The 23,097-nt window shown below is 37.0% G+C and carries 22 protein-coding genes; 7 read left to right on the top strand and 15 right to left on the bottom strand.

From position 1 onward, the window contains the following. Positions 1–100: 100 nt before the first annotated feature. Together B0A64_RS16650 and B0A64_RS16645 are read left to right on the top strand one after the other, a co-directional pair. The gene (locus B0A64_RS16650) at positions 101–1,213 is read left to right on the top strand and encodes a LamG domain-containing protein (protein ID WP_089480628.1); all 1,113 of its coding nucleotides are present in this window, start codon (positions 101–103) and stop codon (positions 1,211–1,213) included. Between the two features lie 325 nt (positions 1,214–1,538). Next, on the top strand, positions 1,539–3,053 hold the full coding sequence (locus B0A64_RS16645) for a T9SS type A sorting domain-containing protein (protein WP_089480627.1): 1,515 nt from the start codon (positions 1,539–1,541) through the stop codon (positions 3,051–3,053). Positions 3,054–3,157: 104 nt separating this feature from the next. On the opposite strand, the gene B0A64_RS25775 is transcribed toward B0A64_RS16645, so the two are convergent. The 6 genes from B0A64_RS25775 to B0A64_RS16615 form a co-directional block, all read right to left on the bottom strand. Continuing rightward, positions 3,158–3,337 carry a hypothetical protein gene (locus B0A64_RS25775; protein WP_394338361.1) on the bottom strand — a complete coding sequence of 60 codons (180 nt, stop codon included), beginning with the start codon at positions 3,335–3,337 and terminating at the stop codon, positions 3,158–3,160. Continuing rightward, positions 3,283–3,579 carry an NAD(P)H-dependent oxidoreductase gene (locus B0A64_RS16635; protein WP_089480625.1) on the bottom strand — a complete coding sequence of 99 codons (297 nt, stop codon included), beginning with the start codon at positions 3,577–3,579 and terminating at the stop codon, positions 3,283–3,285. The genes B0A64_RS25775 and B0A64_RS16635 overlap by 55 nt, the downstream gene beginning before the upstream one ends. A gap of 4 nt (positions 3,580–3,583) precedes the next feature. Then, positions 3,584–4,456 carry a pirin family protein gene (locus B0A64_RS16630; RefSeq protein ID WP_089480624.1) on the bottom strand — a complete coding sequence of 291 codons (873 nt, stop codon included), beginning with the start codon at positions 4,454–4,456 and terminating at the stop codon, positions 3,584–3,586. 5 nt (positions 4,457–4,461) lie between these two features. Continuing rightward, on the bottom strand, positions 4,462–4,824 hold the full coding sequence (locus B0A64_RS16625; RefSeq protein ID WP_089480623.1) for a DoxX family protein: 363 nt from the start codon (positions 4,822–4,824) through the stop codon (positions 4,462–4,464). Between the two features lie 146 nt (positions 4,825–4,970). Then, positions 4,971–5,552: a Crp/Fnr family transcriptional regulator gene (locus B0A64_RS16620; RefSeq protein WP_089480622.1), complete on the bottom strand. Its 582-nt coding sequence runs from the start codon at positions 5,550–5,552 to the stop codon at positions 4,971–4,973. A gap of 99 nt (positions 5,553–5,651) precedes the next feature. Further along, the gene (locus tag B0A64_RS16615) at positions 5,652–6,014 is read right to left on the bottom strand and encodes a winged helix-turn-helix transcriptional regulator (protein ID WP_089480621.1); all 363 of its coding nucleotides are present in this window, start codon (positions 6,012–6,014) and stop codon (positions 5,652–5,654) included. 28 nt (positions 6,015–6,042) lie between these two features. On the opposite strand from B0A64_RS16615, the gene B0A64_RS16610 reads away from it, so the two are divergent. After that, positions 6,043–6,303 carry a zinc-binding dehydrogenase gene (locus B0A64_RS16610; RefSeq protein WP_244285436.1) on the top strand — a complete coding sequence of 87 codons (261 nt, stop codon included), beginning with the start codon at positions 6,043–6,045 and terminating at the stop codon, positions 6,301–6,303. 183 nt (positions 6,304–6,486) lie between these two features. Here B0A64_RS16610 and B0A64_RS16605 read toward each other — a convergent pair whose 3' ends face one another. From B0A64_RS16605 to B0A64_RS16570, 8 genes are all read right to left on the bottom strand, one after another. After that, the gene (locus B0A64_RS16605; protein ID WP_089480620.1) at positions 6,487–7,230 is read right to left on the bottom strand and encodes an SDR family oxidoreductase; all 744 of its coding nucleotides are present in this window, start codon (positions 7,228–7,230) and stop codon (positions 6,487–6,489) included. 47 nt (positions 7,231–7,277) lie between these two features. Beyond that, positions 7,278–7,556, bottom strand: coding sequence for a putative quinol monooxygenase (locus tag B0A64_RS16600; RefSeq protein WP_089480619.1), 279 nt, complete (start codon positions 7,554–7,556; stop codon positions 7,278–7,280). An 18-nt stretch (positions 7,557–7,574) separates the two neighbouring features. Beyond that, positions 7,575–8,645, bottom strand: coding sequence for an NADH:flavin oxidoreductase/NADH oxidase (locus B0A64_RS16595; protein ID WP_089480641.1), 1,071 nt, complete (start codon positions 8,643–8,645; stop codon positions 7,575–7,577). An 81-nt stretch (positions 8,646–8,726) separates the two neighbouring features. Further along, positions 8,727–9,113 (bottom strand): nuclear transport factor 2 family protein, encoded by a 387-nt coding sequence (locus tag B0A64_RS16590; protein ID WP_089480618.1) that lies wholly within the window; start codon positions 9,111–9,113, stop codon positions 8,727–8,729. A 138-nt stretch (positions 9,114–9,251) separates the two neighbouring features. Beyond that, positions 9,252–9,722 carry a Cys-tRNA(Pro) deacylase gene (gene ybaK / locus B0A64_RS16585; RefSeq protein WP_089480617.1) on the bottom strand — a complete coding sequence of 157 codons (471 nt, stop codon included), beginning with the start codon at positions 9,720–9,722 and terminating at the stop codon, positions 9,252–9,254. 25 nt (positions 9,723–9,747) lie between these two features. After that, positions 9,748–10,392: an NAD(P)H-binding protein gene (locus tag B0A64_RS16580; protein WP_089480616.1), complete on the bottom strand. Its 645-nt coding sequence runs from the start codon at positions 10,390–10,392 to the stop codon at positions 9,748–9,750. A 20-nt stretch (positions 10,393–10,412) separates the two neighbouring features. Next, positions 10,413–11,276, bottom strand: a complete 864-nt coding sequence (locus B0A64_RS16575) for an AraC family transcriptional regulator (protein WP_089480615.1) — start codon at positions 11,274–11,276, stop codon at positions 10,413–10,415. Between the two features lie 161 nt (positions 11,277–11,437). Then, positions 11,438–11,803: a winged helix-turn-helix transcriptional regulator gene (locus tag B0A64_RS16570; protein WP_089480640.1), complete on the bottom strand. Its 366-nt coding sequence runs from the start codon at positions 11,801–11,803 to the stop codon at positions 11,438–11,440. A gap of 179 nt (positions 11,804–11,982) precedes the next feature. Here B0A64_RS16570 and B0A64_RS16565 point away from each other — a divergent pair, with 179 nt between their 5' ends. Beyond that, complete coding sequence (locus B0A64_RS16565) at positions 11,983–12,555, top strand: isochorismatase family protein (RefSeq protein WP_089480614.1); 573 nt, start codon at positions 11,983–11,985, stop codon at positions 12,553–12,555. Between the two features lie 66 nt (positions 12,556–12,621). On the opposite strand, the gene B0A64_RS16560 is transcribed toward B0A64_RS16565, so the two are convergent. Beyond that, the gene (locus B0A64_RS16560; protein WP_208863547.1) at positions 12,622–13,074 is read right to left on the bottom strand and encodes a pirin family protein; all 453 of its coding nucleotides are present in this window, start codon (positions 13,072–13,074) and stop codon (positions 12,622–12,624) included. Positions 13,075–14,012: 938 nt separating this feature from the next. Between B0A64_RS16560 and B0A64_RS16555 the strand changes: the two genes are divergently transcribed. The 3 genes from B0A64_RS16555 to B0A64_RS16550 all read left to right on the top strand — a co-directional run bounded on the left by B0A64_RS16555 (position 14,013) and on the right by B0A64_RS16550 (position 23,086). Continuing rightward, positions 14,013–14,765: a carbonic anhydrase family protein gene (locus B0A64_RS16555; RefSeq protein ID WP_089480613.1), complete on the top strand. Its 753-nt coding sequence runs from the start codon at positions 14,013–14,015 to the stop codon at positions 14,763–14,765. A 190-nt stretch (positions 14,766–14,955) separates the two neighbouring features. Next, entirely contained in the window at positions 14,956–15,117 is a 162-nt protein-coding gene (locus B0A64_RS25230) for a hypothetical protein (RefSeq protein WP_165769837.1), read from the top strand. A 1,003-nt stretch (positions 15,118–16,120) separates the two neighbouring features. Continuing rightward, on the top strand, positions 16,121–23,086 hold the full coding sequence (locus B0A64_RS16550) for a type I polyketide synthase (RefSeq protein WP_165769836.1): 6,966 nt from the start codon (positions 16,121–16,123) through the stop codon (positions 23,084–23,086). The last annotated feature ends 11 nt before the right edge of the window (positions 23,087–23,097 follow it).

Genomic DNA, 23,097 nt, shown 5'->3' with positions numbered 1-23,097 from the left:
AGCTTCGTTTTCGGTTATGACTTATGGAACTTTGTGAATCAAATCCATTGGAATTTTTTGCCCTATTAAAAAAACTAAAAATAACCATAAAATAAAAACTATGAACAAAGAAAACAATGTAAATCAGATTATTGAAAATTTGATTCTATTAGTAACATCCAAAAATTCATCAAACGAATATCAATTAATTACCCAAACAGTTCTAGCTGCAATACAAAATAAAGACAGCTTAATCACTGATATTAAAGCACTAAAAACATCAGACAATAAAAATCTTGTATCTATTATAAACTCAAAGATTGAGGTAAATACAGAGTATTATACCCATATCGTAGAACTTATAGGGAATGCACTGAATCTTATTCTGAATGCTTTATTATACGCAGATGGAGATAAGATAGGTAATGTTATAAATACAATCAGGAACTATATTTTAGTTCTTATTGGTGATTTTAGAAAAAGTCAGGATTATATACAGACATCAGCTTCTTATTCTATTTTTAATCCTGAGCAGAATTTTTGGTTTTTACGTTCGGATACCAATGGTTTACATACGTTCAATACAGATAATAATTATCTTGAAAATACTATCCCGAATGCTTCTGAATCTATATATTCTAATGCTGAAATATATAACAATCCTTACACCAATATTTCGCCCAAATGTGTGATCGCGACTCCTATTCCGGCTGAGAAAATTATTAACGAAAATGAACTGCAAAATTATATAACCGACCTTTTTATGAATATACCTTTTGCGGCTTCCCATAAAGTTGTTTTTGAAGCTCAAATAAAAGTTGAAAACTTAGAAGGTGGATCTAGAGGATGGGGATTCTGGAATACAGATGCTCTACCTATAGTGGGAATGAAAGTAGCTTGGTTTATACAGCAACAGAATCAATCAACTAAAGAAAAACAATTCCAAATTTGGACATTAAATGGTGCAACTATAGATATATATAAAATTCCATTTTCTTTAGATGAAGAATGGCATTCTTATAAAATATCAATGGATAAAAATTCCGTATCTTATTACATCGATAATGAGTTAATACATCATGTACATACAATTTTCCAAAGTCCGATGGCTTTTCATAATTGGGTTGATAATGGTTTTTTCGATATTGCCAATGGGGGGAATAAAGTCCTTCAAAATAGTAGTACTGCCAGAACAAATTATACAAAAGAAATGAAAATTTATACGATAATTTGATCAACAGTGCATCTTATGAATGAAAACAAAAAATTGTGTAAAACCTGCAAATCTTGAGATTTACAGGTTTTTTTCTTTTACAGCAATTTTTTATTTTTTTAATTTATTAGAGTATCTTATCAATTGACTTGGATAAAGCGGAAATTTTTTTTTCTTCAACAAGGCACCTCGAATTCTTGTTTGGTAACCTGACAGTGAGTTTCAGAATTAGAGCACATAAAACAAGATTATAGAAAAAAACAATTTCACAAAAACCATTGAAGTAATTCAATCTTTTTATAAAAAAACAGAGATACCTTGTGTTGCTCAAATAAACACAAAACTTATGAAAAAAATATACTTTTTAATACTGTTCCTTTTGGTATCGGGATCAGTTTCTGCAACTACTTATTACGTGACACCAAACGGTAATGCTTCCAATTCTGGTTCAAGTTTCGCTACCGCCATGAATTTTAAAACCGCGCTCGGTAAAGCCGTTGCCGGCGATGTTGTCTTATTACAAGCCGGAACTTATGCAATTGCGTACACTGCTGGTGCTAAAAACACTATTTCTTTTACAAAATCAGGGACCTCTGCAAATCCTATTAAGGTAGAATGTGTAAACAACGGTAGAGCCATCATAGATTTTTCCTTTCCAGATCAGGAATGGGTACAGGATTCGTATGGTTTTAGCATCACAGGTTCTTATTGGAGTTTTAAAGGAATTGCCATTACAAGAGCAGGCTATCAGGGAGCTTATGTAAAGGGTTCTAATACCACTTTTGAAAATTGTGCTTTTTACAACAATCGGAATACTGGTCTGGAGATTAACGAAGGAGGTTCAAATACAACGGTAAGAAACTGCGATGCGTACAGAAATTACGATCCTAAAAAAAAGGGAAGTATGGCTGATGGTTTTGGACCAAAACAAACACAGGGACCGGGAAATAAATTTATCAACTGCCGTGCCTGGGAAAATTCAGATGACGGATACGATTGTTTTGATAGTACGCAAAAAGTAACTTTCGAAAATTGCTGGGCAATCAGAAATGGAGTAGATGTGTGGAATTATGGAGGATTTACCGGAAACGGAAACGGTTTTAAAGTTGGAGGAAATTCCGTTCCGGCAGATAATGTACTAACCAGATGTGTCGCGATTGGTCATCCCAAAAAAGGATTTGATCAAAATAATAACACTGGAAGTATAACGGTATATAATTGTACAGGTTATGGAAACAACATCAACTTTGGTTTTGGAAATCCGGTGCAATCCGGAAAGAAACATATTTTCAAGAATAATATTTCATTGTCCGGGACAATATCTATTTCAAATGCCACGCAGCAAAACAATTCGTGGAATTTAAGTGTTACAGTAAACACATCTGATTTTACAAGTACAAGTACTTCACTTTCCATTGGAGCCCGACAGTCAAATGGAGATCTTCCTGATAATTTACCATTTAAATTAGTTCAGGGAAGCGATTTGATTGATAAAGGAACTAATGTTAGTCTTTCTTATTCTGGTAGTAATCCTGATTTGGGTTATTCAGAGAGTAATTATTCAACCAGTAAAAAAACAAATACAGAGATAGTTACAGAATCGATAGTAGATGCTTATTCTGGTTCTACATTTAATTACTATCCAAATCCGGTAAAAAATACTCTTACTATAGAATTAGACAATGAAATGGCTAAAGGTTCTGTAATACAGCTGTTTGATCTGTCAGGTAAATTAATTATTGATAAAACAGTAAATGGACAGATACAAAACTTAAACTTAGAAAATCTCCCATCAGGCATCTATATATTTATTCTAACAACTGCTGGAAATAAAATTATTAAGCGTATTATTAAAAGTTAGATGATTTTAAATTTTTCATTATTTTAAGTTTAAAATAGAATTTTTGCACTTGAAACTTATTATAAAGGGAATGATTGTATAAATGAGCCGAGACCTACAACTAATTATCTTCTTCCTTTGAAAATAGGATCAAGAGTGGCAAACTTCTGAAAATTGCCGCCAAAATGCGGCATTGTATTTTTTGCTAATTCCAATACTGTAGCTCCCCCTCTGGATCCCGGTGAAGCAGCTAAAATAAAAACGGGTTTATTGCCAAAAGCCTTGCGCTGGGGAAGAACTGAAATCCAATCGTAAATATTTTTAAAAGCGACCGAAAATCACTGCTGTCTATTTTTTGTGCAAAATCCAAAGCCAGCTGTGGCATTCCGGTTTTTGCTATCTTATCTGTACTGAACACCGGCATTTCGTAATCATTGAGATCCAGAATTTCTACTAAATGATTTTCAAAAAAGGAAGCCGTGTGTGTTATTAATTTTTTATTGATGGAAGAACTGCTGTTACTCTCTGCAAATGCAAGTATTTTCACTTTTTTAATTTTTAGTTTTTAAATCAATTTTATCGTATTTCCCGGCATAAAAGTCCTGATACGCCTGAACGATCTCTTCTGTACTGTTCATAACAAAGGGGCCTTCTGCTACTATTTTCTCTGTATACTCTTCACCGCCAAATAATAATACATCAACAATGGCATGTGAGGTATTTTTTAGTTCAATTTCTCCAGCTTTTCGACTGAATTCAATGAACTCTCCTGCTTGAAACTCGGCATCATTTACTATAAGATTCTGTGTGGTCAAAAAAGCCGCCGCCTCTATTTTATCCGCCAGACTAATAGAAAAGGACTTGCCTGCTTCAAGCTCGATGTGGTACAGAAACTGCTCGGAATAATTAGGGATTTTTGAACTCAGATCCTCATAATTCCCTACAATAACCTTTATGTTCCCACTATTATCAGGTAAAGCTTTTTTGGGCACTTCATTGGCCTGTATAGCCAAATGCTGGGGTTCTTCAGCTTTGTTTTTTGCAGGAAGGTTGATCCAAAATTGAAAACCATGGATAAACTTATTATCTGTTTGAGAATCATAATTTAAATTCTCATCGTGAACTATGCCTGTACCGGCTTTCATCCATTGAATACCACCTGAATGGATTTTCGCATAATTTCCAGCACTGTCAAAATGTTCTTCTTCCCCTTGAAGAATATAAGTTAATGTTGCAATCCCTCTATGTGGATGTGATCCCATTCCAGTTTTATTTACTGTTTCCTTAATAGCAGGTGATAAATAATCCAGGAAGACAAATGGGCCAACTTTGTCCGCATACCTGTTTGGCAGCATTCTATTGATATGCAAAGATCCCATATTCACGGCATTGCCTTTTGTTGAAAAACTTGTTTGCTTTTTCATCGTAATTATGCTTTTAATTTATTGTGAAAAGTATAAGAAACAATCAAAATAACTTGAAAAATTACAGGCATCATAACCACAGAAGCAGTATCGCCAATAGCATAATGTGCAATAAAAGCAGAAATGAAGGTCAGTGTAAATCCGAAATAAGCCAATGCTTTGGTTTTATTAGAAAATATTGGAATTATAAGAACTAAAGCTCCCAGAATTTTTAGAATCCCAAGTTCAATTCTGAAATAATCAGGAAAACCCAGATGTGCAATCGAAGCTTTCATATTTTCATTAGTAAAATAACCCAGTGCACTAAAAAGCATCATACCTGTTATAATTCCTGTCGTTGTCCAATAAATAATTTTGTTTGTTTTCATTTTTACAATTTTTTAAATTTTTACTATTTGTTTGTTAATATCATGGCAAAGTTGCAGCAGAAACCAGTACCCAAACGATGCGATATGATAAAAAAAACCGTTGACAAATGTCAACGGTTTTTCCAGAAGTAAGTTTTTAATAAAAATTATCTTATTGTTTTTTTTCTGATTCGGCTTAAAGTTTCCTTTGTAATTCCCAAAAAAGAGGCTATAATATGCTGAGGAAATCTTTGAATTAGCTCTGGATGGTTTTTCGTAAACTCTTCGTAACGTTTCTCTGCAGAATTGCTGATCGTTGAGCTTAATCTGCGCTGTGAAGCGATAAAACTTTTTTGATCCATTAATCTTGTCATTTCTCCAAATGAAGGTATTTTACCCATCAAATTAAGCATATCTGCCACATTAATTACAAGCATCTCAGTGTCCTCCCAGGCATCAATATTATATTTTGATATTGTAAGCATAACAGCACTTTCACGGTCACATGCCCACCAGTTTTCAATATATAAATGCGTAATATGTTCTACTCCTTTTTCATCTACGCTGTACTGCCTCATGGCACCTTTTGTAATAAAGCCTACATATTTACATACATCTCCCTCTTGCAGAAAGTATTGTTTTTTGCGTAATTTTTTGGGTTGAAAAGCAGCTGTAATTAACTCCTTATCTTCACTCGTTAAAGGTGAAGTAGCATACTGGTTAATGTATGTTATTAATTTTTCATGCATGGATTCGATAATTACATTAAGTCACGTAAGGTATAAAAAAATGTATTCATTATATAGCATCTTCGGCTTGCACACTCCTACCAATTACTTTAAAAGTTCTTATTTCGTTTTAGGTGTTTTCCTGTGCAGCGTGCCCCAATCACTTAATTGAAGACAAATAGGAACGAGTTTTTCTCCAATCTCAGTAAGCTCATACTGCACTCTGGGCGGTACCTCAGGAAAAACGGTTCTAGTGACAATTCCATCATTTTCTAACTCTCTTAATTGAAGGGTAAGCATACGCTCGGTAACTTTTTCAATTTTACGTTTCAATTCTCCATAACGCAATGCACCGCCTGCCAGATTTACCAGAATTAAGATTTTCCATCTCCCCCCGATGAGTTCAACGGCATAGGTCATATCGCAGTCAGACAGGAATCTTCTATTAAGGTTATTAGTTGAATTTTCTTTAATTATACTCATCACGCACTTTTTTGTATGTATCCCACAATTGGCACTTAGTGCTGAACCTGCCAGTTTTCCTGCGTTTGATGTTCTTATGAAAACACCAACTATTAGAGGATATTCTGCAATCGAAGTTTTGGGCAATATTGAAGTGCTGCTGCAAGCCATCACTTTTATAGATAAAGGAGTCACAGAAGGAAAACTCAAACCAATTGTTGATAAAGTTTTTGAATTGGATCAAATTGTTGATGCTCATAACTATTTAGAGTCCAACCAGCAGTTTGGCAAAATTGTGGTACAACTATAATTGTCGTAAAAGACTGTTATAAATACAAGATTAAAAAAAACGATACTAAAAAAGATCAGCGGTTTAAAATAGGATTTAAACCGCTGATCTTTCTATTTACATAAAAAATTATTTTCTAATGAGAAATTACAAGGAGTTCTAGATACTGTTATGGGAAAATGATTTAAACCCTCATTCTTTGAATTACCAGTTTTGAGAAGTTGGACTAATCACAATATCATTGATACTGACATTCTCCGGCTGACTAAAGGCAAATAAAACTGCTTCTGCCACGTCTTGAGACTCAATAGCTCCTTTGTTAAGTTCTGCTGCAATTGCTGCTCCTTCCTTATTGGTTACTTTATCTGCCCATCCGGTATTAATCACTCCGGGGCTTATCAAACTTATCTTGATTCCTTTATGAACAGCTACTTCCTTTCTTAGACTTTCGGTTATAGCTCTTACAAAAAATTTAGTCCCATGATATACACCTGCTCCTTCATTAATATTTATGCCTGCCACAGATCCCATATTAAGTATATGTCCTGATTGCTGTTCGAGTAACTTTGGCAGAACTGCTGCAATCGCGTTTAGGTATCCTTTAATATTGGTATCAATCATCGCGTTCCACTCCTCTATTGCCGCATCTTTCCATTGAGAGAAAAGCATCAAACCTGCATTGTTTACCAGATTATCAATTCTGCCATACTTTTCAATAGCAAATGCTGCCATAGCTTTCATTTGTTCAAAGTTGGTTACATCGGCAATAAATAATTCTGCCTGGCCTCCGTCTTTTTCAATCTCTTGTTTTACCTTTTCAATTTTGTCATCGGCTCTTGCTACCAGGATAATTTTACTTCCGGCCTTTGCGAGTTTTAAAGCTGTAGCAGCTCCAATTCCTGATGAAGCTCCTGTTATAATTGTAACTGATTCATTTAATTTTTTCATCTTCTATTTTTTTGTTTTAAAATAAATTTCGAAAATCCCTAAAAAGATTATTCCGAAAGATAAATTATAGGTTTTTCCTGCAGCTTATCAAACGAGTCAAAAAATACTTTCGAATAAGGCTGTCCGTTATGCAGATCCAGTCCTTCAAGACTTTCCCACTCTTCATTTAGTATAAAGGTATTCTCATCATCAATACTCTGATGAACATCATAGGCGATACAAGCCTTTTCTTTCCTGGATAATTCAGGCAGGCCATATAACATATTTTTTATTTCTTGATGATACTCCTGTTTTGTCTTTACGATTACTGTTAAATAAATACTCATAATAATTTGTGTTTAATTTTAAAAAGCCATTTCATAAGCCTTAGGTGCAGGTATTTCCGAACGAAGTTCTTTTGCTGCTTCCAGAGGGAAATAAGGATTTCTTAAGAGCTCGCGGCCTACAAAAATGAGATCTGCATCACCGTTAATGAGTATTGTCTCTGCTTGTTGTGAACTGGTAATCATTCCTACAGTACCAACCAATAAAGTGTCTTTCACTTCGCGTTTGATAGCACTTGCAAAAGGAAGCTGATAACTTGCTCCAACAGTAATTTTAGCCTCCGGAATGGTTCCTCCTGTTGAAACATCAACAATATCGATTCCTGCTTCTGACAGTTTTGTACTCAACCAGATGGAATCTTCTGATTTCCAGCCTTCTCCACTCCAGTCTGTGGCAGATATACGAACCGCAATTGGTAGATCAGATGGCCAAACTTCTTTTACTTTTTCTATAATCTCAAACAATAATCTGGTACGGTTCTCACGGCTTCCGCCATAATGATCTGTTCTTTTATTTGGAATAGGGGATAAAAATTCATTGAGTAAATAACCATGCGCACTATGAATTTCAATCAATTCAAAACCTGCTTTCAACGCTCTTACTGCTGCATCGACAAAAGCTTGTTTTATGTCCTCAATATCTTCCAGAGTCATTTCCCGCGGAGTCTGATGATCTGATGAAAACGCAATAGCTGAAGGTGCAATGACTTCCCAGCCCTTTTCATCATCTGCCTTTAGAGGACGGCTTTCTCTTCCTGAAGCCCATGTACTTCCTTTTCTTCCTGAGTGTGCTAATTGAATTGCGGCAACACTTCCGCTACTTTTAATAAAGGAAGCAACCTGGGCAAGAAGCGCAATATGTTCGTCTTTCCAGATTCCTAAATCACCTGTTCCAATACGCCCGTCAGCTCTAATGGCTGTGGCTTCCAGCATTACAGTGCCCGCGCCTCCAATAGCTCTTGACCCGTAATGAACCAAGTGCCAATTACTGGCAAAGCCATCTTCGGCCATATACATACACATGGGAGAAGTGACAATTCTATTTCTAAAAGTCACTGATTTTATAGTCAGCGGACTAAATAATTTTGACATATTCAATATTTTTAATTGCAAAGGATCACCGGAAGCAAAAAATTCACTTCCGGTAACACTTGATTGCAATAGTTTTATAAATTATTTATTGTACAGGTGAAATAGTTTGGCAACTACTTTCCACTCCCCGTCAATTTTAATTAATGAATGGTAATCTGTAAAATCTTCGTTGGCCGCATCACTTTCCATTTCTACTCTTACAACTGCTGTAGTAGGTGTTTTATGCAAGACTGTTAAATTGGTTTTAATGTTGGGCGCCGCACCAAATTCCTGTACGTAAGAGTAAAGATTCTCTATACTTCCCTGAGATAAATCATTCGTTAAATGACCGTACATAACGGCATCTTTATGAAATGTTTTTTTTAATTGTTCAACACTTCCTGTTTTCAATCCGTGGACATAACCTTCCACAACGGCTAATACATCTTCATAATCCTGAACCGTATTAATGTTTTTGTTTACTGACATAATTATATTTCTAAAAGTTATGCAGCAAAATTACAACTGAAAGGCAAGAGCGAATTTTCTTTAAAGACCAAATATTTTTTCTATTAAGTCCAATTTAGCATGCAAAAGACAGCATATTTTTTTTAATCCTTTTTAAGTTTAAACCAGATCATTAAAATTGGCATTTATACTTTTGGCAAGATCAGTGGGCTCAATAACAATTTGAAAACCTTTTTTTCCGGCACTTATAATAATGCTGTCTTCTAAAATGGCAAGTTCTTCGATATAGGTCGGAAATATTTTTTTCATTCCTATTGGTGAACAGCCTCCTCTGATATAACCTGTAACAGCCTGTAAATCTTTCATAGCAAGCATTTCACAGCTTTTATTATTTGATGCCCTGGCTATTTTCTTTAAATCTAAATGAGCATTTCCGGGTATAACAGCAACCAAATAAGGATCTTTCTGCCCTTTTAAAACCAGCGTTTTATAAATTTTCTCTGGCGCAACACCAATGGCTTCTGCTACTTCCTGAGCGTTTTGATGATCCGGATCAACCTGATAAGCTCTAAGTTCATAGGAAATATTTAGCCCGTCTAAAATTCTGGCTGCATTGGTTTTGGGAATCATTTATAAAAAGAATATAATGAATTTTTTATCTTAATTGTGTCAAGGCTTCTTTGATAGGAGTTTCTCCATCGTGAATCATCACAACTTTTTTAATGGTCGAATCATTCTCTAAGACAGCCAGCAGCGTATCTACTACATTGGCAATAGAATTAGATCCTGCATTCTTAATGGCAGTAGTAATCTTACCGCTACCGACTTCTTCTTTTAATGCTCCGGGCTGTAAAATGGTATAGTCTAATTTTGTCTGAGTACTCAGGTATAAATCAGCATAATGTTTGGCAATGTTGTAGTCTGTGAGATCCTTAAAAAATGCTTCTTTCCAACGCGTGGGATCTAAAGCAAATACCGAACTTAACATAATATATCTTTTCACGCCTGCTTTTTCAGCTGCCTGCATAGTTTTGACCGCGCCGTGCAGATCGATCTGCAATAAATTTTTCCCACGTGAGCCTGAAACAAAAAATACCGCATCAATATTATCTTTCATAACCTGTGTCATATCTTCTACATCCCACAACAAATCAAAAGAAACTTTTTTTATATTTTTTTGCAAATCTTTTTCTGTACCGGCATCTCTTGATCCTGCCAGAACGGTATAATTGTGATCAGCAAGTTTTTGGACTAACCCAGTACCTACACGACCATTTGATCCTATTACTAATACTCTCATAAGTCTACATTTAAATTGATTTAATTTCTAAATAGCGTTGGTGCCTGCCCATGAAATTCTTTGAATATTCTTGAAAAATGAGATACATTTTCAAAGCCTAAAGTATAACAGATATCCGATACCGGCATTATAGTAGTTTCCAGCATTTCTTTAGCTTTTTCCAATCTTTTTTCACGAATCCACAAGGCGGGTGTCATATTATAAATTCCCTGAAAATCTCTCTTAAAACTAGAAAGGCTTCTTCCTGATAAATAGGCCAATTCTGAAAGTGAAATTGGTGATGCATAATGCTGTTCTACCACATGTGCTATATCTGCTTTTACGGGTTCATGCAATTGAAGAATCTGCAGGAACATATTACGATTACCATCAGCCACATCGTATAACAATTCCATTATTTTCAGGCGCAGCTGCCCGGGATGTACTATCGAATGGTCAAAAAAGTAGGGCTTCATTGAATGTGCAAAGGCAACCAGACATTCATTCATTGGATAAACACCCGTTTTAATTTCACCTTCAATTTTTGGAATCTTAATATCGCTGGTAGCCAGAAATGATTTCAAAAGATCATCTTTAATGCTGAACATCAGGCTGTCATAAATATTATCATTTTCAGGATTCCCGATCTTATCGTACTTAACTGCCGTTGCTTTTTTTAACAGAATCATCTCATTCTTCCCAACTTTATATTCCTGCTTACCATAGGTTAAAGTAACAGATCCATCCAGTACAATAAGCAGTAAATGCTGCTCCAAATACATGGTGCCTTTAACTTCCATACTATGAATACACTGCTCAATAACAGAACAGCCGTCCAGCATTAATGCATTCTGCGGCGCAGGACCGCTGATTAGTGAAGTTGGAACTTTAATCATTTTTTTCATAACCTAAATTTAAAGAATTTAAAGGTACCATTAACCACATTGCAAGCAAATACAATAATTATAGCTCAAGAGCCAATTAATGGTAATGAGCAAAGGTAAATAGTACCTTAGGATATTAGTTTTCTATAAAGTTTAAAATATTTTTCTTTTAAGACCATTTATCAAGCTTGGAAATTTTTACCAGTAATCACTTCTCTATGTTTTACTCCCCATGCATTTAGCGTCATTATAACCTCTACAAGTGATTCACAATACTGCGTTGCGGAATACTCCACCGTTACCGGCTTTGTATTTCTGGTTACACGTAAAACCAAATTATTAATTTCAAGCTCTGCTAATTCCTTTGACAGTATTCGTGGTGAAATACGTAACTCACGAGATAACTGATTGAATTGTTTCTCTCCATCCATCAGCAGTACCGAAATAATGGGCAGTTTCCATTTACCTCCAATTACTGTAAGGGTATCACTTAATGCTACACGCAGCTTATCACAATCTTTAGGTCCGTTAAACTTATTATTATCCATATTTGTTGTTGTTTTAAATTTGTTATTTAGATTTTGTACTATTCCAAAATAATTATAAGAAAAGTAAACTCGTGAACGAACTATCCTTAATGTAAGTACTATTGTTTTTGTAACCCATGATAGTGATTGCAAGCTTTCTTTATAATTTCGAGCATTACTAACAATTAAAAATAAAGATCATGCACAAAGGCGCATTTACACCCGAGAATTCTGCAATTATATTAATAGATCATCAGATTGGTACTATTGGCTGGACTCATTCACATGACATAAATCTTTTGATAGAAAACACAACCAAACTAGCCCAAATAGCCAAGGCAGGAAACATTCCTGTCGTATTAACCAGCAGTATGGAAGACTATGCACAAGGGCTTCTAATTCCTCAATTAAATGAAATTCTTCCAGAAGCTTACGAGGCAAGAATTAAACGTCCCGGTATTGTTAATGCAATGCACCATGAAGGCTTTAATAATGCCGTTAAAGCTTTAGGGCGAAAAAACCTTATTGTTGCTGGCATTGTAACAGAAGTATGTGTACTTTACCCTGTCTTGCAGATGCTTGAAGAAGGATATACGGTACAGGTATCTGCAGATGCTTCTGCTTCCCATACTTTATATGGAGACCAGATCGCTCTTAGTAGAATGCAACAGGCTGGAGCGGTTATTACAACTGTTGATCAAATTATTGCTGAAATAGCCATCGATTGGACTGCTCCCCTTGGTCAACAGCTCGCTGGTATCATCAATTACTAATTTCTCACTTTTAAAAAAGCCCTTTGCAGAGAAAGGGCTTTTTTATATATAGCCTGCTTTACATAACTACGAAAGATGGTTTGGCGGAGGACTTCCTGCCTGTCTGTATATCTCTTTTGGCAATGGTATAAACTCAGTGTTATCTGAAGGCGGTAAAATAATACGCCCCTGTTTCCAGTCTTCTTTGGCCTGCTCGATTCGTTCTTTTCGGCTTGATACAAAATTCCACCAAATATGGCGCTCGCCCAAATGTTCCCCTCCAAGCATCATTAATGTTGTATTTTCCTTTGCAATAATTAAAGGATCTACGCCTTTGGTAAATACCAGCAGTTTGCCTTCAGGATAAGTAATACCACTTACCTCTACACTGCCCTTAACAATGTAAACTCCTCGTTCGCTATGTCCTTTTGGAATCCCAAATCTTGCCCCTTGATCAAGTACGACATGAATATAAAATAATGGAGAGTTGGTCTGTACATGACTTTTGAGTCCATATGCTTCCCCGGCAATTAGTCGCATCCAGTCCGACATGAGGATGCGGCAGCACATCCAGATTTACCTCGGGAGGAACATTAATGGGGTCACCATGATCCATAAAAATAAAAGGTCCTACCATTCTTCTTAACTGATACGGAAGAATACGTTTTACCGAAAAGCCAGGGACTATGATTGCCCGACGGGAATCTATTACAATATCCAGCATTTTATATCTATTTTATATTAAACAATATTTTTAATCCACAGAAATAATAAGGTTGTCTTTATTTAGAGGAATAGCAATTCTCAAAATTGGCCTGTAACCTTCAGCACGGTTTCTTAAAACCGTAAAGGTTAAATTTCAGCCAAAACCATTACTAGGTTCTGATAAGTAATTTGGTTCATTTGTACCAGAGCATTTTTAGTGGTGAATTTCTATCCTGACAACGCACTTCACAATAATTTAAAATTCTATTCTTTAAAAGTTTCATAGTATTTTTATGTAAGCCAAAATTACTACTGTTATATCGCTTCAATAGATGATATAAGGCATATAAATCCATTGACTTTTGTCAACTAAAAAATTTTCAATATGTACTAATTATACTCATAATCCTAGGCATTACTTGCTTTATTCTGTCCCTAACCAACCATAATTGTCCTTTTATGACACAGGTGAACGGGCTGTTGTTTACGTTATCTTGTATTATAGCGCTCAGTAATGATGAAACATATTTTTGTTCTAAATTCATATGAAAGCTATTAACCCTACCTGCAGTTAAGAGTTCAGGCCAGATCCCGGATTCCAGATCTTTAAAAAAGTTACGGGGCGTATATGTTTTTTCTCCGTTTGGGAGCGGGAATCTTTTGCAGGTAGGGGAAAAACCTCTTTTGCTGTTATATATAAATATTGAAAGATTAATAAACGGAAATGCCGAACACCGTTTTACAAAGTAGGCCGATTTAATTAAAATTAAGAAATGAAGAATCAATTTAAATCATTGGTAATGCTATTCACAACGTTACTTTTGATTGCTTGCAACGGCGAAACAAAAACAGAAAAATCAAGTTCACTTTCTGCTTTAAAAGAAGCTGTCAAACCTGTAGTTTCTCATGTAATGACAAAAGAAGAGCAAACCAGACTTACGCCTGATGCAATTTTAAAGGAATTTATAGAAGGAAATAAACGTTTTCAGAGCGGTACCACTACGGTTCGTGATCATAGTAAACAAGCACGAAAATCGGCGCCGGGTCAATTCCCTAAAGCTGTCGTACTAAGTTGTGTCGATAGCCGAGTACCAGTCGAAGATGTATTTGATCAGGGTTTGGGGGATATTTTTGTGGGACGTGTTGCAGGAAATTTTGTAAATGAAGATTTGTTAGGCAGTATGGAATTTGCCTGTAAGGTGTCAGGAGCAAAATTGATTTTAGTAATGGGACACCAGCATTGCGGCGCTATAAAAGGTGCCATCGATGATGTAAAACTTGGAAATATTACAGCAATGCTTTCAAAAATAAAACCAGCTGTAGCAATGAGTCAGGATTTTAATGGTGAAAAAACATCTAAAAATGATAAATTTGTAAAACACGTTTCAGAAAATAACGTGCTTTATGCAATGGATCAAATTCGTAAAAAGAGTCCAATTCTTAAAGAGATGGAAGATAAAGGAGAGATAAAAATTGTAGGTGTGTTTTATAATTTGACAGACGGAACTCTTGAATTCTTAAAATAATGAACAGGAAAAATTATTTTTTAATCCTCATTTTTTTAATTGGTAGTTTACAATCGGTAATCGGACAAAATAATCGTATTACCACAAACAATAGTATTGGCTGGTATAATTTTTTTGGAACATTCAAGATCTCAGAAAAATTTGGAATACATACCGAATATCAATAGCGTAGAAATGAAACCATTACCCAATGGCAGCAAAGTTTATTAAGGGTTGGATTAAATTACAACTTAAATTCAAGAGTGCTGTTTCGGGTTGGTTATGGCTGGATCGAAACCTATCCTTATGGAGAAATACCTATAAATGGCATGGGGCAGAGATTTTACAGAACATAGAATTTTTGAAATGGTAAACTAAATCACAAAGAAGGAATCGTTGATTTCTCGCATAGATTTATGTTAGAACAAAGATTTGTTGGCAGGTACAGTTCCATAAATGAGATTACAAAGTACTTCACTACTATAATAATGTCAAAAAATTGAATATTTTATTTTCGTGGCAACATCGTGACACAAGTAGTCAAAAAAAATTAAAAACGCAGAATATATTCGGGTTTCAAGCTTAAGGCTCAAATCCTGCTCTCCCCACAAAGGGTAAAAGAAATGAAAAAGGTAACTTTATCAAACTTTACAAAAACCCAAAAAAATTGTGTAAAACCTGTAAATCTTAAGATTTACAGGTTTTTTTCTTTTATAGCAATTTTTAATCTTTTTAAAAGCACTCAAAAGTTTTTTGGCACAATCGGGACACATTTGGATTGGAAGGGATTTGAAAACATCCAGAAAAAGGCTGGGCATATCCTACTGCGGTCGTAGACCTTTTTGACCACAAAGTAACAGGCTGGTCCTTGAGCGAAACCATCAAAGCAATTGATAGAACCATTGCCGCCTTTAGCCTTCTTTATTATTTCCAGCGAAGCTGTTAATAACTTTGGATAACTGTTCCGATTTTTCATTCAAATAATCGTAATTTTCCGTGTAAAATACAGTAAATATTTACAAATAAAAAAAGTTTAATTTAAAGTTTAATTGGCTGTAATTGAAACACACGACAATATTTTAGAAATATCCCTCTCTAGTTATCAAAAAATGAGACAAATACATTAGATAACAATACAGGCGAATTAAAAAAAATATAAAAATCATAAAAAAAGAAGTATTTTTTTACAAACAAGTTAATAATAATTGAATATTTAAACAATTTGTAAAAAAATCATTATAAAATTAATTATAATACTTAAAATTTAGAAGAAATTAACTACTTTTACTCTACTATACCACACTAACCAATAGTACCCCAAAAGTCTTTATTATAGTTAGTAAAATTTCCAAATCTTATTTCAATCTCATCGACGTATGAAAAATTTAACCATTTTAGGAGTAACGCCTTTTGAAAAGCCTGATGTCAACCTAATGACAAAACTACTTCAGGCTGGTGCATTCCCCGTATTAAGTTTAGGACATGATATCGCAATTGCTCAGGAAGCATTAAATCAGCTTGACCGGATCAGTATACCTTCTTATGGTATACATCTCACAAATGATACCCTAACATCACTTCAACTGTCCGGGCAGGTAAGTTTTGCTATCGTTCCGTTTGGGATCTCAATAAACGTCTATCCTACCTTATCACGGATTTATCAGGTAAGTAGTATTGAGCAAGCTATAAAGGCGGAACAACTGGGAGCTATTGGAATTATTGTAAAAGGAAACGAAGCTGGAGGATTAGTTGGTTATGAATCCACATTTGTTTTATTTCAACGTATCATACAAGAAATCAACACCATACCTATATGGGTACAAGGAGGTATAGGCCTTCATACCGCCGCCGCTGCAAAAGCACTTGGAGCAAGAGGTATTGTATTAGACAGTCAATTGGCACTCTATCCGGAAAGTAACATTCCGCAAGACCTCAAAAATCTATGTTCAAAATTAAACGGGACAGAAACCAAGATCATCGCGCACCATCGCGTATTGGTTAGACCCAATTCGCCTGTTTTATCCCAAAATGTTTCTATAGAAGAGTTAGAGCACTATTTTAATGACCTTGACCCTACCAAAAGTTACATCCCTATGGGACAAGACATTGCTTTGGCAACAGAGCTGTATGAAAATTTCAAGACCCTAAAAAAATTGATTTTTGGATTTAAAGAAGCCATGTATGGCCATCTGAAACAAGCCAAAGCATCTCCAATTATAGACCAGAACAATCCCTTAGCACAACAACTTGGTCTACGCTACCCTATTGCACAAGGACCAATGACCCGCGTGAGTGATGTTCCGGCATTTGCCAATGCTGTTGCAGAAACTGGGGCGTTACCTTTTATAGCTCTTTCCTTACTCAAAGGCGAGCAAGCAAGAACATTAGTCCTGGAAACTCAAAAACTTGCCGGTGATAAAACTTGGGGTGTAGGTATATTAGGCTTTGCACCACAGGAATTGCGAGAAGAACAAACCGCCTATATCCTTGAAGCCAAGCCTCCGGTAGTACTGATCGCCGGAGGCAGGCCTGCACAGGCCAAAGTATTTGAAAAAGCCGGTATAACAACATTTTTACATGTCCCTTCGCCTGCATTATTGGATATTTTTCTAAAAGAAGGTGCCAAAAATTTCATATTTGAAGGCCGGGAATGTGGCGGACATGTTGGCCCGCTCTCCAGCACTGTACTTTGGGAAATACAAATCGAACGTATCCTAAAAGAAGATCATCCGGAAAATATAAGTGTATTTTTTGCCGGTGGAATTCATAATGCTTTTTCCACAGCTTTTGTATCTATCATGGCCGCTCCTCTGGCTGCCAGAGGTGTAAAGGTTGGTGTATTGATGGGAACAGCCTATTTGTATACACAGGAAGCTGTGAGTACAGGTGCTATTCAGCAAGAGTTCCAGCAACAAGCAATGCAAGCCAAAGATACCGTCCTGCTGGAAACTGCACCAGGTCATGAAACACGTTGCTTAAATACGGCATTCGCCTTACATTTTGATAATGAAAAGAAAAAACTGCTCGCCACTGGAATGGACAAAAAGCAAATTTGGGAACAGCTGGAAAAACTCAATGTAGGACGTCTCAGGATTGCAGCAAAAGGCATTGATCGTCAAGGTGACAACCTTGTCACTATACCTAAAAACCAACAGCTTGATCTGGGCATGTATATGATCGGACAAGTAGCAACCATGCATAACGAGGTGATTACACTTGAATCACTGCATCATGACGTTGCTATCGACAATCAAAAATATATTGAGCAGGCAGTGTTACCACAAAAACCTTCATCGACAGAAAAAGGGCTGGACATCGCTATTATTGGGATGGAATGCGTATTTCCGGGTGCAAAAAATTTAGCCGAATACTGGCGCAATATCATTACTGGAAAAGACTGCGTTACCGAAGTACCGGATGAGCGATGGAATAAAGATATCTATTATAAGCCCGACTCCAATGGTTCAGACATATCACATTCAAAATGGGGCGGTTTTATCCCAAAAATAGATTTTGACCCCTTAGAATTTGGTATTCCACCACAATCACTTGCAGCGATAGAACCCACTCAGCTTTTAACCTTACTGGTTGCCAAACGGGCAATGGAAGATGCCGGTTATGGCGAAAAACAAATCAACAGAGAAAATATATCCGTTATAATTGGTGCTGAAGGCGGAAATGACCTTGCCAACAGTTACAGTTTCAGAGGCTATTATAAACAAGTTTTTGGAGAACTGCATGAAGAAGTAGAAAAAGCATTCCCACACACCACAGAGGATTCGTTCCCGGGTATATTGGCCAATGTTATTGCCGGCAGAATCACCAACCGTCTGGATCTGGGCGGAAGAAATTTTACGGTAGATGCTGCATGTGCCTCATCGATAGCTGCCATTGATCTCGCCTGCCAGGAACTGATACTGGGCAAATCGGATATGGTACTTACCGGAGGAGCAGATTTACATAATGGTATCAACGATTATCTGATGTTTTCCAGTACACATGCTCTCTCCCGCAAAGGACGCTGCGCAACATTCGATAGTGCTGCAGACGGTATTGCTCTTGGCGAAGGGGTCGCTATTTTGGTCTTAAAACGATATGATGATGCCCTGCGTGATGGTGATCGTATTTATTCTGTTATTAAAGGTGTTGGAGGATCCAGCGACGGTAAAGCTCTTGGTCTTACAGCACCGCGAAAAATTGGTCAGGTACGGGCATTAGAACGTGCCTATGATCAGGCAGGTATCAGTGCAGCAGCAGTTGGTTTAATCGAAGCTCATGGCACCGGAACAATAGTTGGAGATAAAACGGAACTTACCGCCCTCACCAATTTATTTAGCAGGTCCGGAGCTTTACCGGCTCAGACCCATCTGGGATCTGTAAAAACCCAAATTGGGCACACCAAATGTGCTGCCGGTTTGGCCGGACTTATCAAAGCCTCTATGGCCGTATTTCATGGCGTAAAACCTCCTACTCTTCATCTCCAACAACCCAACGCCTACTTTAATGCAGATACAAGCCCATTTGCATTTTATGCAGAAACAGGTTTATGGTCAGAAAAAAAACGGTATGCCGGTATTAGTGCCTTCGGCTTTGGTGGTACCAATTTTCATATGGTAATCGAAAATCATCCACAAAAAGAAGAAGCCGTCATTCTACAATCCTGGCCCTCTGAGCTATTCGTCTTTCGTGGTGACAATTATGATCAGGCTAAAGTTCAATTAGAACAAGTAAAAACTTTATTAGAAATCAATGATAGTCTATCCTTAAAAGACATTGCCTACAGCTTAGTCGCGGGTTCAGAAAAACCAATCCAACTAAGCATTGTTGCCGATACAGCCGAAGATTTGATGATGAAAATCGAACTCTTGTTAACGGGCATTGAAAGTAAAGATATCTTTATTGTGAACAAACGAGACGGTAAAACCGCATTTTTGTTCACCGGTCAGGGCAGCCAGCACATTAATATGGCACGAGATCTATTCGTTCTATTTCCGGAGATGCGCAAACTCATATCGCAATATCCTGATTTAGAAAAAGTTCTCTTTCCTTCAGCCACCTTTGATACCGCGACCTTAAAAAAACAAAAGGAAACCATTAAGGATACACGTCTGGCACAACCTCTTTTAGGTATTGTAGATCTTGCCCTGGCTCAATTGCTACAGTCATTTGGGATCCAGCCTGATATGTTGGCAGGACATAGTTATGGAGAGTTACCGGCATTGTGTTTTGCCGGTGTATTTGACGAACAACAGTTGGTTGAACTCAGCAGTAAACGTGCACAAAGCATTTTAGATGCTGTTCAGGATGGTGATCCCGGAACTATGGTAGCCGTAAACAGCGATGCAGATCGCCTGAAAACGATTCTTGACCAACATCAGGACTGTTATCCTGTCAATTACAATTCGCCAACTCAGTGCGTTATTGCCGGAAGCACAGCAGCCATTGACAAATTTATGGAAGCGCTTAAAAACGAACGTATCTCATACAAAAAACTAGAAGTTGCCTGCGCCTTTCACAGTCCACTGGTAAGCAAATCCAAAGATTTGTATACGAATGTCTTAAAAGAAATTCCTTTTCAGGAAATGCAGATTCCGGTTTGGTCAAACACCACAGCAACCTTATACCCAAGTCCGGTCTCTGATATCAAAGTACAATTGACCGATCACTTGGTCCAACCGGTACATTTTGTTGACGAAATCCAAGCGATGTACGCCAGTGGGGCGAGGATATTTATTGAAGTAGGTCCCGGAAAAGTATTGACCGGATTAACAAAAGCCTGCCTAAACAAAGATGAGCTCGCACTACATGTCGAGAATAACAATCATAACAGTCTCACCCACCTCCTTTGTATGTTTGCACAATACCTTGGAACTGGTCGTAGCCTTAATTTAAATAAACTTTTTGAAGACAGACAGGCGAATTTAATTCAGATCGATCAACCCGACCTTTATAAAAAAAGTCCAACGATCTGGCGCGTAAACGGACAAGCCGCTCATCCAACAACAGGCACATTACCTACTCATGGTGCCTTGCCTATAATAACTCCCCTCCAAATGAAAAACTCCCCGATCATCCAGACACCAGTAGCACAACCTGCCCCGGAACACATACTACAGGAATATTTAAACAGCATGAAGATGTTGATCCAGGCGCAACGAGATGTCATGCTTTCCTTTTTAGGACAACAGGAACACCTGCATCCCATCCCTGTTTATTCCAGAACAACAGAGAATACGACGGCAGATCAATTGGTAGCAACACTAATTACCAACGATAAACCAATCTCTACCGTAATCCTGCAAACACCAACAAGAGATATCAAATCGTTGTTGTTAACAGTAGTTTGCGAAAAAACGGGCTATCCGCATGAAATGTTAGGAATGGAAATGGATCTGGAAGCTGACCTCAGCATAGATTCTATTAAAAGAGTTGAAATCATTGGAACACTGCGTAATGAGCTGGGTATACTGAGCAGTGATCACGAAAATGAAGATACGGTCATGGAACAACTAGCCGCAATAAAAACTTTAAACGGACTCGTAACCTGGCTTACTGAATACACCGCCACAATTGATTCTGCTGTAACAAAAATTGAAGTATCGCCCATATCTCCTACAGTAGCAGATAAAACCACGATTACACTTGCAGAACTGCAAATTGCCATTTTAGATATTGTCAGTGAAAAGACCGGCTATCCAAAAGAGATGTTAGGACTGGATCTGGATCTGGAAGCAGATTTAAGTATAGATTCTATTAAACGAATGGAAATTATTAGCGAACTAAAAAACAAAATTGGATTTGGTGCGGACAAGGAGCAAGCTGATGATCTTATGGAAAATTTAGCTGCCATAAAAACGCTAAATGGTTTAGCAACCTGGATAAGCGAAATGAGCACAACGGAACCTGTACAAAGTTTATTAACACGCCTTCGATTTGATTTGATTCCAACCGCTATTTCCGAAGCACAAAACACCGGAATACTGAAAGGAAAGCGATTTGCAATAGCTCCGGACAATGGAACACAAACAGCGGCAATTAAAACGATACTTGAACAACATGGTGCAATTGCACAACTGGTTCATACGGACCAGGATCTGACTAGTTTTGATGGACTGATTATTTCTGATATAGGCTCTGCCACTATCCAACATAGTATCATTGACCACGTTGGTCTGATTAAAAAGATGGATCTTGAAAAAGCGCAATGGATTTATTTGATCTCAGATATTCCGGCACATGTCGAAAAATTAAAAGACACCCGTGCCCTACGTCATTATCAGGGTTATTCCGGCTTATTCAAAAGTTTAGCCCGTGAGTTTGAACAAACCAATTGCAGACTGATCAGTCTCAATACAGAACAGGAAATAGATCAGATAGCCGAAATTACATTACGCGAGATCCTGACAACAGACCAATCTGCTCAAGTCATTTACATACACGATCAACGACATAAAGTCGACATCATACCTTCGCCCTTGTTAACTACGCTTGACCAGGCACATATCCAATTGGATAAAAAATCTGTTGTTTTAGTCCTCGGAGGAGGTCAGGGTATTACTGCCGAACTAGTAAAACACATGTCCGCAGCTTATCCGTGTACCTATATTCTTGTTGGCAGATCAAGAGACCCGAGAGAAGTTACCACCGATTCGAAAGAATTGGAGTTGATGAAATCGAGAGAAGAGATCAGAAACTACCTCATCAAGACCGGTAATTTTAGTACGCCACCCCAAATTGAAAAAGAGACATCGCGAATTTTCAAAAACAATCAAATCCTGCGTACCATTCACCACATGGAGCAATTGGGAAATAAAGTAGTATATCAATCCTTAGATCTTTGTGATGAAGAAGGATTGACGCAACTCATCCATCATATTTATGAACAATATGGACAATTAGATGGTGTCATTCATGGTGCTGGTCTTTTGGAAGATAAACTTTTCAAGCAAAAAACAACCAGTTCTTTTGAACGTGTCTTTGACACAAAAGTAAAACCCTTACGTGTGCTGGCAGAACAATTGCGTTCAGATTGCCAGTTCGTAGTTCTGTTTTCAAGCATCGCTTCTGTCTATGGCAACAAAGGACAGACCGATTATGCAGCGGCAAATAGTGTGTTGGATGATTATGCCAATGTATTAAACAAAAGGTTAAAAGGAAAAGTAATTTCGATCAACTGGGGACCGTGGAAAGGTGCCGGAATGGTTTCCTCATCCTTGGAAAATGAGTACGAACGCCGCGGAATTTCGTTGATCCCACTAGAGGAAGGAAAAGAGCTGTTTCTTAACGAAATCAAGTATGGAACAGAAAGTCAGGTATTAATTATGTCCGGTAAAAATTGGTAAACCGCTGTATT

This window comes from Flavobacterium araucananum (genome assembly GCF_002222055.1).
GTDB lineage: Bacteria > Bacteroidota > Bacteroidia > Flavobacteriales > Flavobacteriaceae > Flavobacterium > Flavobacterium araucananum.
This window is presented reverse-complemented; position numbering and strand designations above follow the sequence as displayed.

Coding starts and splice junctions, on each gene's coding strand:
- B0A64_RS16565 (WP_089480614.1), top strand. CDS start 11,983: ATGCACAAAGGCGCATTTACACCCGAGAATTCTGCAATTATATTAATA.
- ybaK (WP_089480617.1), bottom strand. CDS start 9,722: ATGATTCCCAAAACCAATGCAGCCAGAATTTTAGACGGGCTAAATATT.
- B0A64_RS16590 (WP_089480618.1), bottom strand. CDS start 9,113: ATGTCAGTAAACAAAAACATTAATACGGTTCAGGATTATGAAGATGTA.
- B0A64_RS16645 (WP_089480627.1), top strand. CDS start 1,539: ATGAAAAAAATATACTTTTTAATACTGTTCCTTTTGGTATCGGGATCA.
- B0A64_RS16560 (WP_208863547.1), bottom strand. CDS start 13,074: ATGCGACTAATTGCCGGGGAAGCATATGGACTCAAAAGTCATGTACAG.
- B0A64_RS16605 (WP_089480620.1), bottom strand. CDS start 7,230: ATGAAAAAATTAAATGAATCAGTTACAATTATAACAGGAGCTTCATCA.
- B0A64_RS16615 (WP_089480621.1), bottom strand. CDS start 6,014: ATGAGTATAATTAAAGAAAATTCAACTAATAACCTTAATAGAAGATTC.
- B0A64_RS16630 (WP_089480624.1), bottom strand. CDS start 4,456: ATGAAAAAGCAAACAAGTTTTTCAACAAAAGGCAATGCCGTGAATATG.
- B0A64_RS16625 (WP_089480623.1), bottom strand. CDS start 4,824: ATGAAAACAAACAAAATTATTTATTGGACAACGACAGGAATTATAACA.
- B0A64_RS16575 (WP_089480615.1), bottom strand. CDS start 11,276: ATGAAAAAAATGATTAAAGTTCCAACTTCACTAATCAGCGGTCCTGCG.
- B0A64_RS16620 (WP_089480622.1), bottom strand. CDS start 5,552: ATGCATGAAAAATTAATAACATACATTAACCAGTATGCTACTTCACCT.
- B0A64_RS25230 (WP_165769837.1), top strand. CDS start 14,956: ATGGCAGCAAAGTTTATTAAGGGTTGGATTAAATTACAACTTAAATTC.
- B0A64_RS16600 (WP_089480619.1), bottom strand. CDS start 7,556: ATGAGTATTTATTTAACAGTAATCGTAAAGACAAAACAGGAGTATCAT.
- B0A64_RS16650 (WP_089480628.1), top strand. CDS start 101: ATGAACAAAGAAAACAATGTAAATCAGATTATTGAAAATTTGATTCTA.
- B0A64_RS16580 (WP_089480616.1), bottom strand. CDS start 10,392: ATGAGAGTATTAGTAATAGGATCAAATGGTCGTGTAGGTACTGGGTTA.
- B0A64_RS16595 (WP_089480641.1), bottom strand. CDS start 8,645: ATGTCAAAATTATTTAGTCCGCTGACTATAAAATCAGTGACTTTTAGA.
- B0A64_RS16570 (WP_089480640.1), bottom strand. CDS start 11,803: ATGGATAATAATAAGTTTAACGGACCTAAAGATTGTGATAAGCTGCGT.
- B0A64_RS16555 (WP_089480613.1), top strand. CDS start 14,013: ATGAAGAATCAATTTAAATCATTGGTAATGCTATTCACAACGTTACTT.
- B0A64_RS16550 (WP_165769836.1), top strand. CDS start 16,121: ATGAAAAATTTAACCATTTTAGGAGTAACGCCTTTTGAAAAGCCTGAT.